The sequence below is a fragment of the Streptomyces sp. NC-S4 genome (genome assembly GCF_054353315.1).
The window spans coordinates 5,277,132-5,290,962 of sequence record NZ_CM135937.1 but is presented as its reverse complement, the minus strand read 5'-3'; the positions used below and the strand labels follow the sequence as shown (position 1 = coordinate 5,290,962).

Annotated in this window: 15 protein-coding genes; 10 read left to right on the top strand and 5 right to left on the bottom strand. The window is 71.1% G+C overall.

Annotated elements, in window-relative coordinates:
• Positions 1–96: 96 nt before the first annotated feature.
• Positions 97–1,152 carry a hypothetical protein gene (locus ACXNSR_RS23920; protein ID WP_458637526.1) on the bottom strand — a complete coding sequence of 352 codons (1,056 nt, stop codon included), beginning with the start codon at positions 1,150–1,152 and terminating at the stop codon, positions 97–99.
• Positions 1,152–1,895 carry an RNA polymerase sigma factor gene (locus tag ACXNSR_RS23915; protein ID WP_458643371.1) on the bottom strand — a complete coding sequence of 248 codons (744 nt, stop codon included), beginning with the start codon at positions 1,893–1,895 and terminating at the stop codon, positions 1,152–1,154. Before ACXNSR_RS23915 ends, ACXNSR_RS23920 begins: the two co-directional genes overlap by 1 nt.
• A 340-nt stretch (positions 1,896–2,235) precedes the next feature.
• Between ACXNSR_RS23915 and ACXNSR_RS23910 the strand changes: the two genes are divergently transcribed.
• The 6 genes from ACXNSR_RS23910 (at position 2,236) to ACXNSR_RS23885 (ending at position 7,372) form a co-directional block, all read left to right on the top strand.
• On the top strand, positions 2,236–2,868 hold the full coding sequence (locus ACXNSR_RS23910; protein ID WP_458637525.1) for a 2-oxo-4-hydroxy-4-carboxy-5-ureidoimidazoline decarboxylase: 633 nt from the start codon (positions 2,236–2,238) through the stop codon (positions 2,866–2,868).
• 152 nt (positions 2,869–3,020) lie between these two features.
• A complete protein-coding gene (gene sdhC, locus ACXNSR_RS23905; RefSeq protein WP_458637524.1) occupies positions 3,021–3,401 on the top strand; it encodes a succinate dehydrogenase, cytochrome b556 subunit in 381 nt (126 codons plus the stop codon).
• A gap of 5 nt (positions 3,402–3,406) precedes the next feature.
• Positions 3,407–3,889 carry a succinate dehydrogenase hydrophobic membrane anchor subunit gene (locus tag ACXNSR_RS23900; protein WP_376159330.1) on the top strand — a complete coding sequence of 161 codons (483 nt, stop codon included), beginning with the start codon at positions 3,407–3,409 and terminating at the stop codon, positions 3,887–3,889.
• 23 nt (positions 3,890–3,912) lie between these two features.
• The gene (gene sdhA, locus ACXNSR_RS23895) at positions 3,913–5,667 is read left to right on the top strand and encodes a succinate dehydrogenase flavoprotein subunit (protein ID WP_458637523.1); all 1,755 of its coding nucleotides are present in this window, start codon (positions 3,913–3,915) and stop codon (positions 5,665–5,667) included.
• Positions 5,667–6,425 carry a succinate dehydrogenase iron-sulfur subunit gene (locus ACXNSR_RS23890; RefSeq protein WP_189733159.1) on the top strand — a complete coding sequence of 253 codons (759 nt, stop codon included), beginning with the start codon at positions 5,667–5,669 and terminating at the stop codon, positions 6,423–6,425. The genes sdhA and ACXNSR_RS23890 overlap by 1 nt, the downstream gene beginning before the upstream one ends.
• A 422-nt stretch (positions 6,426–6,847) precedes the next feature.
• Entirely contained in the window at positions 6,848–7,372 is a 525-nt protein-coding gene (locus ACXNSR_RS23885) for a hypothetical protein (RefSeq protein WP_458637522.1), read from the top strand.
• Here ACXNSR_RS23885 and ACXNSR_RS23880 read toward each other — a convergent pair.
• Positions 7,348–9,339 carry a sigma-70 family RNA polymerase sigma factor gene (locus ACXNSR_RS23880; RefSeq protein WP_458637521.1) on the bottom strand — a complete coding sequence of 664 codons (1,992 nt, stop codon included), beginning with the start codon at positions 9,337–9,339 and terminating at the stop codon, positions 7,348–7,350. The genes ACXNSR_RS23885 and ACXNSR_RS23880 overlap by 25 nt on opposite strands.
• A gap of 95 nt (positions 9,340–9,434) precedes the next feature.
• Positions 9,435–9,758: a YciI family protein gene (locus ACXNSR_RS23875; RefSeq protein WP_458637520.1), complete on the bottom strand. Its 324-nt coding sequence runs from the start codon at positions 9,756–9,758 to the stop codon at positions 9,435–9,437.
• A 141-nt stretch (positions 9,759–9,899) separates the two neighbouring features.
• Here ACXNSR_RS23875 and ACXNSR_RS23870 point away from each other — a divergent pair, with 141 nt between their 5' ends.
• The 4 genes from ACXNSR_RS23870 to ACXNSR_RS23855 all read left to right on the top strand — a co-directional run bounded on the left by ACXNSR_RS23870 (position 9,900) and on the right by ACXNSR_RS23855 (position 12,230).
• Positions 9,900–10,562: a DUF998 domain-containing protein gene (locus ACXNSR_RS23870; RefSeq protein ID WP_458637519.1), complete on the top strand. Its 663-nt coding sequence runs from the start codon at positions 9,900–9,902 to the stop codon at positions 10,560–10,562.
• Positions 10,563–10,641: 79 nt separating this feature from the next.
• Positions 10,642–11,046, top strand: coding sequence for a hypothetical protein (locus ACXNSR_RS23865; protein WP_458637518.1), 405 nt, complete (start codon positions 10,642–10,644; stop codon positions 11,044–11,046).
• A gap of 3 nt (positions 11,047–11,049) precedes the next feature.
• Positions 11,050–11,478, top strand: a complete 429-nt coding sequence (locus ACXNSR_RS23860) for a thiol-disulfide oxidoreductase DCC family protein (protein ID WP_458637517.1) — start codon at positions 11,050–11,052, stop codon at positions 11,476–11,478.
• 11 nt (positions 11,479–11,489) lie between these two features.
• Positions 11,490–12,230 (top strand): TetR family transcriptional regulator, encoded by a 741-nt coding sequence (locus ACXNSR_RS23855; protein WP_458637516.1) that lies wholly within the window; start codon positions 11,490–11,492, stop codon positions 12,228–12,230.
• 18 nt (positions 12,231–12,248) lie between these two features.
• Here ACXNSR_RS23855 and ACXNSR_RS23850 read toward each other — a convergent pair whose 3' ends face one another.
• Entirely contained in the window at positions 12,249–13,805 is a 1,557-nt protein-coding gene (locus tag ACXNSR_RS23850) for an ABC transporter substrate-binding protein (protein WP_458637515.1), read from the bottom strand.
• Positions 13,806–13,831: the final 26 nt, after the last annotated feature.

The following is a 13,831-nucleotide window of genomic DNA, read 5'->3' as shown; positions in this document are numbered from 1 at the left end:
GGGGGAACCCCGGCTCATGCGCGGCCGATGACCAGTCGGCTCGTTATGTACTGCGCCGCGGGTTCGAAAAGTGTTACAGCCGGCCCGGCGCGCGCATCAGCGGCCGGTGCGCAGGTCGAACGAACCCCGCGGAACCGCCGGAGTCAGGGTCGGCGCCCTGAGCGTCCCGCCCCCCAGCTGGGTGTCGCTGCGCTTGCCGCCGGTGCTCCCGTCGTCGAGCACCGACTTGCAGTAGTCCGGGATCCGGGTGAGGCCGTTGGCCAGGCGCGAGAGCCGCTCACGGCGGGCCTCGTCGAGCCTGCCCGCCTTGAACTCCGTGCAGAGGTCGGCGACCTTGAGGCGGTTCTCGCCGTCGCGGTCGCGGTCCTTGGCGCCCGTGTCACCGCCGGCGAAGGTGTCCCGGTCGCCGTCCTTGCCGCCCATGCCGCCCGCGGCCGCCGCACCGCCCTGGAGGTCCTTGCCCGAGCCGGCCGTCGCCGACGAGCCCGAGGAGGTGCCGGCGCCCGCGCCTGCACCGGGGGTCGCACCGCGCCCCTCCGTACCGGGCGGCTGCGTCGCGCCCGGGGTGACCGTCGGATTCGAGCCACTCGGCAGCGGGGTGGGCGTGGGCTTCGCACTGGCGCTCGGAGCTCCGCTGCCGATGCCCGGGGCCGGGTCCTCGCCCGCGCTCACGGACATCGCCGGACCGGGGCCCGCACTGTCGTGCCGGGACCGCTCCAGCAGCCCGGCGCCCGCCGCGGCGGCCAGTCCGCCGACGGCGACACTGGCCAGGGCCGCCGCCAGGCCGAAGCTCACGGCCCGGCTCCGCCGGGGTGCGGGCGCCGGGGCGATGCGGCCGAGGGCGATCAGGGGTTCGGCGGACGCGGCCGCCGCGGGAGACACCACGGGAGGATGCGCGGAAGGAGCCGCGGAAGGGCGCACGCCGCCGCGCGCCGCGCGGAAGGCGGCCACCGCCGCGGCCTCACCGGGCAGTTCCGTGCCCGCGGGCCCCGGACCGTTCGCGCCGGCCAGGGCGTCCAGGGCGGCACGCAGCCGTGCGGCCTCGTCCCGGGCACGCCGATCGGCGGCCGGTCCCACGGGTTGCACCGGTTCGCCGCGCAGCAGTTCTTCCGCAGCGGCTTCGTCCAGCCACCTGTTGCGCTCGTCGGCCATCACATGTCCTTCTGCGTCCGCCAACGTGAATCCGTCACACCGGTTTGTTCTGCGAAGCCCCCGCTCCGGCCACGCTGCGCGGGTACGGCGTCGAGATCCCTCCCGCCCCCGCCGCCCCATGCCCGGCCACGGGCATTATGGCCGACCGCCGGGCCGGAACCGGAGCCGGTCTCCGGGTCCGGGTCGGACCCGCCCTCGGGGCCGAGCAGCTCGGCGAGCTTCTTCAGGCCCCGGTGGGCCGCGGTCCGTACGGCGCCGGGCCGCTTGCCCAGGGTCTCGGCCGCGCTCTTGGCGTCCAGCCCGACCACGACGCGCAGGACGACGGCCTCGGCCTGGTCCTGCGGAAGCTGTGCGATCAGCGCCATGGTCCGCCCGGTGGAGAGGGACTCCATGGCAGCGCCCGCGGTGTCGCTTTCGGCGGCCCAGCTCGTCAGCTCGGTGTCGTCGCCGCCGATGGCGGGGCGGCGGCCGCGCATGCGGATGTGGTCGAGGGCGCGGTTGCGGGCGATACGGGCCGCCCAGCCGCGGAAGCGGTCGGCGTCGCCGGTGAAGGAGTCGAGGTCGCGGGCGATCTGCAGCCACGCCTCCGAGGTCACGTCCTCCGCGTCGCCGTCCCCGACGAGCGTGCGTACGTATCCCAGCAGCCGTGGGTGCACGGCGCGGTACACAGCACGGAACGCGTTCTCGTCGCCGTCCTGTGCCGCGAGCACCGCGGCGGTCAGCTCCGCGTCGTCCCCCAGCAAAGTCCCCAACCCGTTCACTGTCCTGTACGTGTGGCGCAAATCAGCACGTTACGGCTTTCAAGCACCTCTCGTCCACGAGTGATACAACGCGCAACCAACCCTGTGCGGAGCGAGGTGTGACACAAAACGCACCCGAGGCGCTGACATGGGTACGGGCTTGTCGCACGAGCCCGTGACGGATGGCGACCGGGGCCTCTCCTGTGGGGGGTGGCGGCCTCGGTCGCCCTCCCCTTCCCGGGGCCCTCACCATGCCTGTCCGTGGCGCTCACGTCATCCTTTCGGCTCACTTCCGGGTGAAATCCCCGAATCGGTACGACACACCCTGCCCTGCGTCGATAGCGTGGCGGTACACCCCCGCCGCGCCCCGAGGAGCCCCCTGCTGTCCAGCCACCTTCCGGCACAGGCCCCAGGGCGCACCCCCCGGACCGGACCCACGGGAAGCTCCGCCCCTGCCCACGGCTTCGGGCTGGCCCGGTTCAACGCCCTGTCCCCCGAGGCCGCCCGGGCCGTCCTGCTGCACTGCTGCGGGAGCAGGCGCTGGGCGCACCGGGTGGCGGCGCACCGCCCCTACCCGGACGCCGGGGCCCTGCTCGCCGCCGCCGACGAGGCCTCGTACGACCTCTCGCAGGGCGACCTGACCGAGGCGCTGGCCGCGGAGTGCTCGGCGGAGCTGGACCACGGGGCCCCGTACGCCGCGCTGCTGGCCCTCGACGCGGCCCGTGCGGAGTACGAACGGAAATTCGGCCACGCCTTCGTGATCTGCCTCGACGGACACCCGCCGGAGGAGCAGGCCGACCAGCTGCTGGGCGCGATCCGCCGGAGGATGGGCCACGAGGTCGACGAGGAGCGCTCGATCTCGGCGGACGAGCTGCGCCGCGCCGCACAGGCCCGGCTCCGGGATCTGACACGCTGGCTGACCTCGCCGGATGGGCTGACTGCCACGGAAATCGGGCTATTCGCCCCTGTGGGATAGGCCGTCCGTGCCTGTTTGATCACACCGATGGACCCCGCGCAAGGGAACCGACAAAGCGTCGCTACGATGTCCGGGGCCGGTGGACCGTACCCGGCCGGGCCCGACCGACAAAGAAGCCGGCTGGCCCCCGCCCCGCTTCCGGAGGGTTTTCCGTGCCGGCTGGAACGTTGTACCGCGGCCGGGAAGGAATGTGGTCCTGGGTGGCTCATCGAGTCACCGGCGTCCTCATCTTCTTCTTCCTGTTCGTACACGTCCTCGACACCGCTCTCGTCCGCGTCTCCCCCGAGGCGTACGACGATGTCGTGGCTACCTACAAGACGCCGATCGTCGCGCTGCTGGAGTACGGCCTCGTCGCCGCAATCCTGTTCCACGCGCTCAACGGTCTCCGTGTCATCGCCGTGGACTTCTGGTCCAAGGGCCCGCGCTACCAGAAGCAGATGCTCTGGACCGTCGTGGTCACCTGGATCGTGCTGATGTGCGGGGCCCTGTACCCCGTCCTGGGCCACGCCTACCTTGAACTGTTCGGGAAGTGACACGCATGTCTTCTGACACTTCTTTCGAAAAGGGAGTCGGCGACGTGGAGGGCGTGTCCCTCTACGACGTGGACAACCCGGCGCCCTACATCGAGGCCCCGCGCAAGCGGACCGGCAAGACCCCGCGCTCGACCCGCGGGAACTTCGAGATGGCCGCGTGGCTCTTCATGCGCCTCTCGGGCATCGTGCTCGTCGTCCTGGTCATCGGCCACCTCCTGATCCAGCTGGTGCTCGACGGCGGCGTGTCCAAGATCGGCTTCGCCTTCGTGGCCGGCCGCTGGGCGTCCCCGTTCTGGCAGGTCTGGGACCTGCTGATGCTGTGGCTGGCCATGCTGCACGGCGCCAACGGTCTGCGTACCGTCATCAACGACTACGCGGAGCGCGCCAACACGCGGCTGTGGCTGAAGGGCCTGCTCTACACCGCCACGGTGTTCACCATCCTTCTGGGCACGCTGGTGATCTTCACCTTCGACCCGAACATCCGCTAGGCAACGGGGCTGAGGCGAAACCAATGAAGATCCACAAGTACGACACCGTCATCGTCGGCGCAGGTGGCGCGGGCATGCGCGCCGCCATCGAGTCGACGAAGCGCAGCCGCACCGCCGTGCTGACGAAGCTGTACCCCACCCGCTCCCACACGGGCGCCGCGCAGGGCGGCATGGCCGCCGCGCTGGCCAACGTGGAAGAGGACAACTGGGAGTGGCACACCTTCGACACGGTCAAGGGCGGTGACTACCTGGTCGACCAGGACGCCGCCGAGATCCTGGCGAAGGAGGCCATCGACGCGGTCCTCGACCTGGAGAAGATGGGCCTGCCGTTCAACCGCACCCCGGACGGCACCATCGACCAGCGCCGCTTCGGCGGTCACTCCCGCAACCACGGCGAGGCCCCGGTCCGCCGGTCCTGCTACGCCGCGGACCGCACCGGTCACATGATCCTCCAGACGCTGTACCAGAACTGCGTCAAGGAGGGCGTGGAGTTCTTCAACGAGTTCTACGTCCTGGACCAGCTCCTGGTCGAGGAGGACGGCGTCAAGAAGTCGGCCGGTGTGGTCGCGTACGAGCTCGCCACCGGCGAGATCCACGTGTTCCAGGCCAAGGCCGTCATCTACGCCTCCGGCGGCACCGGCAAGTTCTTCAAGGTGACCTCCAACGCGCACACCCTCACGGGTGACGGCCAGGCGGCTTGCTACCGCCGCGGCCTGCCGCTGGAGGACATGGAGTTCTTCCAGTTCCACCCGACGGGCATCTGGCGCATGGGCATCCTGCTGACGGAGGGCGCCCGCGGTGAGGGCGGCATCCTCCGCAACAAGGACGGCGAGCGCTTCATGGAGAAGTACGCGCCGGTCATGAAGGACCTCGCGTCCCGTGACGTCGTCTCGCGCTCCATCTACACCGAGATCCGTGAGGGCCGCGGCTGCGGTCCGGCCGGTGACCACGTGTACCTGGACCTGACGCACCTGCCGCCGGAGCAGCTCGACGCGAAGCTCCCGGACATCACCGAGTTCGCGCGCACCTACCTGGGCATCGAGCCGTACACGGACCCGATCCCGATCCAGCCCACCGCGCACTACGCCATGGGCGGCATCCCGACCAACGTCGAGGGTGAGGTCCTGTCGGACAACACCACCGTCGTCCCGGGCCTGTACGCGGCCGGCGAGGTCGCGTGCGTGTCGGTGCACGGCGCGAACCGCCTGGGCACCAACTCGCTGCTGGACATCAACGTCTTCGGCAAGCGCTCCGGCATCGCCGCCGCCAAGTACTCCCAGGAGAACGACTTCGTCGAGCTCCCGGAGAACCCGGCGCAGCAGGTCGCCGACCTCGTCGAGCACCTGCGCAACTCCACGGGCAACGAGCGGGTCGCCGACCTGCGTCTGGAGCTCCAGGAGACGATGGACGCGAACGTGATGGTGTTCCGTACGGAGCAGACCATCAAGACCGCGGTCGAGAAGATCGCGGAGCTGCGCGAGCGCTACAAGAACGTGTCCGTCCAGGACAAGGGCAAGCGCTTCAACACGGACCTGCTGGAGGCCATCGAGCTGGGCAACCTGCTCGACCTGGCCGAGGTCATGGCCGTGTCCGCCCTGGCGCGCAAGGAGTCCCGCGGCGGTCACTACCGCGAGGACTACCCGAACCGCGACGACGTCAACTTCATGCGCCACACCATGGCGTACCGCGAGGTCGGCGACGACGGCAAGGACTCCGTCCGGCTGGACTACAAGCCCGTCGTCGTCACCCGCTACCAGCCGATGGAGCGTAAGTACTGATGGCCACCCCCACCCTGGACAAGATGGAGGCGGCGGCCGCCGCCTCGCCGTTCATCACGGTCACGTTCCGGATCCGCCGCTTCAACCCGGAGATCTCCGAGGAGTCGACCTGGCAGGACTTCCAGGTCGAGATCGACCCGAAGGAGCGCGTGCTCGACGGTCTCCACAAGATCAAGTGGGACCTCGACGGCACGCTGACCTTCCGCCGCTCGTGCGCGCACGGCATCTGCGGCTCCGACGCGATGCGGATCAACGGCAAGAACAGGCTCGCCTGCAAGACGCTGATCAAGGACATCAACCCGGAGAAGCCGATCACCGTCGAGGCCATCAAGGGCCTCACGGTGATGAAGGACCTCGTGGTCGACATGGAGCCCTTCTTCCAGGCGTACCGCGACGTCATGCCGTTCCTGGTCACCAAGGGCAACGAGCCGACGCGCGAGCGCCTGCAGTCCGCCGAGGACCGCGAGCGCTTCGACGACACCACCAAGTGCATCCTGTGCGCCGCGTGCACGTCCTCGTGCCCGGTGTTCTGGAACGACGGCCAGTACTTCGGCCCGGCGGCGATCGTCAACGCCCACCGCTTCATCTTCGACTCGCGTGACGAGGCCGGCGAGCAGCGGCTGGAGATCCTGAACGACAAGGACGGCGTGTGGCGCTGCCGCACGACCTTCAACTGCACCGACGCGTGCCCGCGTGGCATCGAGGTCACGAAGGCGATCCAGGAAGTCAAGCGTGCGCTGATCACGCGCCGCTTCTAGCCTTCTCGACGCGCCGGACTCCGTCCGTCGGTCTCGGCCCCGTCCCCGGTTCGTCCGGGGGCGGGGCCTCGTCGTTCCCCTGCCCCGACCGCACCGCTCCCGCGCCGGTGCTCGCCGGCGGCGGGCGAGATCGAGCCGTGGGCCTCGGCCGAGGGCGGCACGCTCTCCAACGCCCCCGACCTGGAGCGGTTCATGACCGGCCTGCTGCGCGGCCGGCTGCTGAAGCCCGCCCAGCAAAGGCAGTTGTTCGTCCTGCCCGCGCTCTCCGAGGGCACACCGCACGGTCGTCCGCTCGCCCCTTCCGGCAAGCAGGGACCGCGAGTTGATGCGGCGGCACATCGCGGCCCCGGCCGGTGCGGCGCTCTGACCTGGTTGCGGGACCGGGGGTACGGGGAGGGAGTCCCTGTGGAAGGATCGGTGGCATGAGCGAGCAGCAGCCGAACCCGTACACGAGCGACCCCGCCGGCCAGGGTGACTACAAGTGGGGTCCCGGCGAAGCCAGTTACGGATACCCGCAGCCCTATCCGGCGCCTCCGGCCTACCAGCCGACCATCGGCGGCGCCGGTATCCCGGCCCCTGCCTTCCAGGCCGCCGCCCCGGTCGGCGGAGCCGGTCTGTCCCTCGGTGACATCACCATCGCCGGGGACCAGATCATCACCCCGTCGGGCACCATGCCGCTGCGGGGCGCGATGTGGAACGCGACCGACTTCTCGCGCACCGAGGAGAAGATCCCGCCGCACGCGATCGTGCTCGCGATCATCTTCTTCCTCTTCTGCCTGCTCGGCCTGCTCTTCCTGCTGATGAAGCAGAAGACCACCACCGGCTACATCCAGGTCACGGTCACCAGCGGCGGCCGCCACCACTCCACGATGATCCCGGCGGTGGACGCGTACACCTACCAGTGGGTGATGGGCCAGCTCAACTACGCGCGGTCGATGAGCATGTGAGGCACGCGCTCCGCCGGGCCGGGCCGGAGCCGGCCCAGCGTGTAGCCGCCGGCCGCCGGGTCCAGGGACCTGGTGGCCTCCTTGAAGAGGTACTCGGCCCGCTCGTAGGAGAGCCGGCGCCGGCCCGTCTGCGGGCAGAGGTCGGCCGGTGCGGGCGTCCGGCCCGGTCCGGGCCGCCGGTCGGAGAGGAACACCGGGCCCCGGGTCCGGCCGGCCAGCAGCCCGGGCAGGAGACGGGCGGTCCCCGAGCGCCAGCTCACCCAGGTGCGGCCGGCCGGAGCCCGGCGGTCCGCCAGGTCGAGGTCCTCGACGTTCAGCGAAAGGACCGCCTTCGCCCCGGCTCCCGACTCGTGCAGGAGCCGCCACAGCGTCCGTTCGCGCAGGGGCAGGTCCGGGCGGGCGAAGAGCGCGTCCAGCTGGGCGGGGCCCAGCGCCGGTGCCCGGGAGCCGCTCTCCGCGCGCCGCTCCAGCCCTGCCGCCAGGTCGTCCAGGCCGGCCCAGGAGCCGAAGGACCGCACGGCCGAGCGGTGCCGGTTCCAGGTCCTGGCCGCCGCCCCGCCCCAGGCCGCCCCGAAGACGCCCGCCACCTGGCCGGCGGTCAGCGAGGCCAGCGGCCGCCGGTCGCCGAGGGCCAGGCACAGCCTCCGCAGGGTCTGTCCGTAGGAGCGGACCGTCGCCGGGTCCAGGTCGCCGCGGGCGAGGAAGTCGCGGGCGGCCTCCCCGAGCGCGGGACCGGCCGGGTCCGGTCCGGCGATCGCCTCCGCGCGCCGCTCCAGAAAAGCGCGCTCGGCGGCGTTCCGGGTGAGGGCCGCCGCCCGGTGGAACTCCAGCCGCGCTTCCCGGTGCCGGTCGAGCCGCGCCAGCAGGTCTCCCCTGACGCTCGGCAGGAGGTGGTAGTCGCGCAGTGCGGGATCGGCGGTCAGGGAGTCGACCAGGTCCAGGCCGGCCTGGGGACCGTACGCCATCCCGAGCGACACGGCCCGGTTGAGCTGGACGACCGGCGTCGGCAGCAGCCGTGCCAGGGCCTCGTACAGGCCGGCTATCCGGGCCCAGTCGGTGTCCTCGGCGCTGGCGGCCTGCGCATGGCACACGGCTATCGCCGCCTGCAGGAGGTACGGGCCGGGTGACGCACCCCCGACCTGCCGGGCGCGCAGCATCGCGGTGAACCCGCGGCGGATGAGCAGCTGGTCCCAGCGTCCGCGGTGCTGCTCGTGCAGCTGTACGGGCTCGCCCGAGGGGCCGGTGCGCGCGGCCGAGCGGGAGGCGTGGATCTCCATCAGGGCCACGAGTGCGTGCACCTCGGCCTCCTGCGGCGCCAGTTCCGCCAGCAGCCGGCCCAGCCGCAGGGCTTCGAGGCAGAGTCCGGGCCGCATCAGGTCGTCGCCCGAGGTCGCCGAGTAACCCTCGTTGAAGATCAGGTAGATGACTTCCAGGACGGACGAGAGGCGTTCGGGCAGCTCGGCTTCGTCCGGCAGGTCGAAGGGCACCTGCCGCTCGGCCAGGGTCCGCTTGGCTGCGGCGATGCGCTGGGTGATCGCGGCCGTGGTGACGAGGAAGGCGCGGGCGATCTCCTCGGCCGTCAGACCGCCGAGCAGCCGGAGCGTGAGCGCGGCCCGGGCCCCGGTCGGCAGGACGGGGTGGCAGGAGATGAGCATCAGCCGCAGGACGTCGTCCTGTTCGGGTTCCCGCTGCTGTTCCAGCTCGTGGGCGAGCTGTTCCTGCTTGTGCGTCAGCCGCCGGTCGCGCCGGATGCGGTCGACCGCCCGCCGCTTGGCCGTGGTCGTCAGCCAGGCGCCGGGGTTGTCGGGGATTCCCGAGGCGGGCCACTGTTCGAGTGCGGCGACGAGCGCGTCCTGGGCCAGTTCCTCGGCGAGGCCGACGTCGTGGACCATCCGCGTGAGCCCGGCGATGATCTTCGCGGACTCCAGCTTCCAGACGGCGTCGATCGTGCGATGGGTGTCCGGCACGGGGACGATCACAGCACCGGCCCCGGCTCGCACGCAAGCCGGGGCCGGATTCGGGGCGCGGTGGCGTCGGCGGCGCCGGTGCCGGCGCCGACGGATCAGGGTCCGAAGACCTGCTGGACCACGCTCTCGCCGTCGCCGACGATCCTGCGGAAGCGGCGGGCCAGCTCGATCGCCTCCTCCTTGGAGCGGACCTCGATCAGGGCGAAGCCGGCCACGGCCTCCTTGGCCTCGGCGAAGGGCCCGTCCGTCACGGTGATTTCGTCCCCGAGCGACGTCACCAGGACGCCGCCCGGCTCCAGGCCGCCGGTCGCCAGCAGGACACCGGCCGCCGACAGTTCCTCGATGAACCTGCCCATCTCGGCGTACAGCTTCTCGTCGGGGGCGGTGTCGGTGGGCCGGGTCGTCATCAGGTAGCGCATGGGGTCCTTCTCTCGGTCGTGCGGTGCTTGCGACAACACGTCGAACGGGCCGATGTGACAGGGAACGGCGGCCGTTCCCTGTCACATCGCCGGATCGACGTGTGGTCGCAAGCACCGGAGACGACCCGAGAGGCACCCGCCATGACCGCCACCACCGCCCCCGCGACCGGATCCCGCACCCGGACCGCCACCCGCTCCCTGCTCGCCTGCGTGGTCGCGGCGACCCCGCTGTGGGCGGCCGTCGCCCTGTCCCAGGCCGCCCTCCGCGAGGGCTTCGACATCACCCGCCACCCGTTGAGCGCCCTGAGCAACGGGTCCCTGGGGTGGCTCCAGATCGCCGACTTCGTGATCGTCGGGGCCCTGCTCGCCGTGGGCGCCGCCGGCCTGCGCCGGGCCCTGGCCGGGGGGACCGGGGGCACCTGGGCGCCGCGTCTGGTGCGCGTCGCCGGCGTCGGCATGATCGCCGCGGGGGTGTTCGTCATGGACCCGGCCGACGGCTTCCCCGCGGGGACCCCGTACGGACCGCCGGCCACCCTCACCTGGCACAGCTACGCCCACTTCGCCGCAGGGTCGGTCACCTTCCTCTCACTGATCGCCGCCTGCTTCGTCCTGGGCCGCCGCTCCGGCCGCGCCGGCGACCGCCGGTACGCCCTGCTCTCCCGCGCCGGCGGCACCGCCCTGCTGCTCGGCAACGGCTGGGCCATGGCCGGCGGCAGGGCCGGCACGCTGACCCTGGCCGTCGGCGTCATGACCGCGATGCTCTCGGTCGCCCTGGTCGCGAACCGCTTCCGCAGCACCCTCTGAACACAGCTTGAACTTGTTCAAAAAGAGGCCTACAGTCATCTCCGTCAGCAGTTTGAACACGTTCAAAGGGGCTGGGGACATGGACCTCACCGTTGTCACGTACGTCATCTACCTGCTCATCAGCATCGCCCTCACCGTCTGGGTGGCCCGCACGCTCAGCCGCAACGGCCGCATCTTCATCAGCGACGTCCTGCACGGGAACGAGAAGCTCGCGGACGCCGTCAACCAGCTCCTGGTGGTCGGCTTCTACCTCGTGAACATCGGCTTCGTGACCCTCTACCTCCGCTCGAGCGAGGAGATCCAGACCCCCCGCGCCCTCTTCGAGGCGCTCTCGGTCAAGCTCGGCGTCGTCCTGCTCGTCCTCGGCGTCATGCACCTCGGGAACGTGTGGGTGCTGAACAAGATGCGCCGCCGCGGGATCATGGAGCGCCAGCAGACCCCGCCCGTCCCCCCGCAGGGGTGGACCGCGCCGGTCGGGGCCTGAGCCATGACGACCGCCGCCGCGCCCGTACGGAAGCTGACCGTCCTCTACGACGCCGACTGCCCGCTCTGCGTGCACATCCGGCACTGGCTCATCGGGCAGCGGCGGCTGGTCCCGCTCGCCCTGGTGCCCGCCGCCTCCTGGGAGGCGAGGCGGCGGTTCCCCCGGCTCGACCACGCCTCGACACTGCGGGAGATCACCGTGATCGGGGACTCGGGGCAGGTGTGGACCGGGACCGACGCCTTCATCGTGTGCCTGTGGGCGCTGGCCGAGCACCGGCCGAAGGCGAACTGGCTGGCCACCCCGGCCGGCCGGCCCTTCGCCCGGGCGGCCATGCACACGGCTTCCGCCTGGCGGCAGGCCGTGCGTACCGAGGGTTACCCCGAGGGCGCCGAGGGACCGGCCTGTGACGACGAGTGCTCCGTCCCCCGATAGGCTCATACACCGTGACTGATCAGAAGGCTCCCAAGAGCGAGCAGACCCGCACGCTCATCCTCGAAACCGCGCTCCGCCTCTTCCAGGAGCGCGGCTTCGACAAGACGACGATGCGGGGTATCGCGAAGGAGGCCGGCGTCTCGGTCGGCAACGCCTATTACTACTTCGAATCGAAGGAACACCTGGTCCAGGGGTTCTACGACCGGATCGGCGCCGCCCACCAAGCCGCGGTCCGGCCCATCCTGGACAACGAGACCGATCTGCAGAAGCGGTACGCGGGCGTGTTGACGGCCTGGCTGGACATCGCGGCCCCGTACCACGAGTTCGCCTCCCAGTTCTTCAAGAACGCGGCGGATCCCGAAAGCCCGCTCAGCCCGTTCTCGCCGGAGTCCGAGCAGGCGCGGCAGGCGGCGATCAGCATCCACCGCGAGGTGCTGGCCGGCGCGAAGACCAAGGTGCCGGCCGAACTGGCCGACGTACTGCCCGAGCTGATGTGGCTCGCGCAGATGGGCCTCGTCCTGTACTGGGTCTTCGACCGCTCGCCGAACAGCGAGAAGACGCGCCGGCTCGCCGAGCGCGGCGCGCAGCTCACCACGCGGGGCATCGTGCTGGCCCGCTTCCGGGTGCTGCGGCCGCTGGTGCGGGAAGTGCACGAGCTGTTCGCGGACTTCCTGCCGGGCATGGCCCAGACGGCCACGGCGGGGGCCCGGCGCAAGGCCTCGGACCCGTACCCGGAGACGGACCCCGCGTAGCCGGCGGGCACGCGCGGGCTACAGCCAGTCGAGTTCCCACAGCCGCCAGACGCCGGTGCCGTCGGACAGGTACTGGGCTCCGGTGACGTCCTCGCGGGACATCACGTAGTCCTTCTTCTGCCAGATCGGCACCATCGGGGCCTGCTGGGCGACCAGCTTCTGGAGGTCGCGGAGCTCGGCGGCCGCCTCGCTCCGTTCCGCGTGGGACTGGGTACGGGTGATCAGCTCGTCGACGTGCTTGTCGGAGAAGCCGTTGTTCATGGACGAGTCGGCTCCGACGAGCGGGGCGAGGAAGTTGTCCGCGTCCGGGAAGTCCGCGATCCAGCCGATGGTGTAGGCGTCGAACTCGCCCGCCGCGTAGGCCTTCTGGAAGTCGTTCCACACGTCGACCGGCTTGATCGTCACCTGGAAGAGGGTGGTGGACTCCAGCTGGCGCTTGAGCTCCTCGGCCTCGGGCAGGTTCGCTCCGCGCACGTTCACGCCCAGGTTGAGGCGGACCGGGCCGGTGATCCCGGCGTCCTTGAGGAGCTTCTTGGCGGTGGCCACGTTGGGGGCCGGGTAGGCGTCGAAGAACGGCGTGCTGTGGCCGGCGATGCCCGCCGGGACCAGGGAGTACAGCGGGGTGACGGTCCCCAGGTGGACCTCGGTGGCCACCTTGGCGCGGTCCAGGACGGCGGCGACGGCCTGCCGGACGGCGAGCGGTGCCGCGGTGGAGCCGGGGCGGACGTTGAAGACGATGGAGCGGGTCTCGCTGCCGCCGGAGGCCTGGTAGCGGGTGTCCTTCAGGCCCGGGTTGAGGCCGGCGAGCACGGCGGGCGGCATGTCCCGGTGCGCGACGTCGATCTGGCGGGCCTTCCAGGCCTGGTCGAGCTGCTCGGAGTCCTTGAAGTACTTGACGGTGACCGGCGTGCGGGCCGGCTTGCCCTGGCCCTTGTACGAGCCGTTGGGCCTCAGCTCGACGCTCGTACCGGCCTTGTAGCCGCCCAGCGTGTACGGGCCGGAGCCGTCCGCCTTGCCGTCCTCGCGCAGGGACTTCGCCGGGTACTTGTCCTTGTCGACGATCGAGGCGGCGCCCGTCGCGATCTTGAAGGGGAAGGTGGAGTCACCGGCGGAGAGGTTGAAGGTGACCGTGCGCCCCTCGGCCTTGACGGACTGCAGCGTGTTGAAGAGCGGAGCCGGCCCCTGGTCGGAGTTGATCGCCTTGATGCGGTCGAAGGAGTGCTTGACGTCCTCCGCGGTGATGGTGCGGCCGCCCGCGAACTTCAGGTCGGAGCGGAGCTCGCACGCGTAGACGTCGAGCTTCTGGCCCACGAAACCGCAGGAGGCGGCGGCGTCCGGCACGGGGGCGTCGGAGCCGGGCTTGATGGTCATCAGCGACTGGTAGATGTTGCTGAACAGGGCCCAGGAACCGGCGTCGTACGCCCCGGCGGGGTCGAGGGAGGAGACGACGTCACTCGTTCCGACCCGGACCGCTCCGCGGCCGCCTCCGTCCTCGGGCAGCAACTGCCAGGCACCCACGCCGGCCACGCCGAGGACCAGCCCGGCCGCGATTATCTTCGAGCGGACAGACCGCATCCCCTGAACCCCACCCCATGACCGAA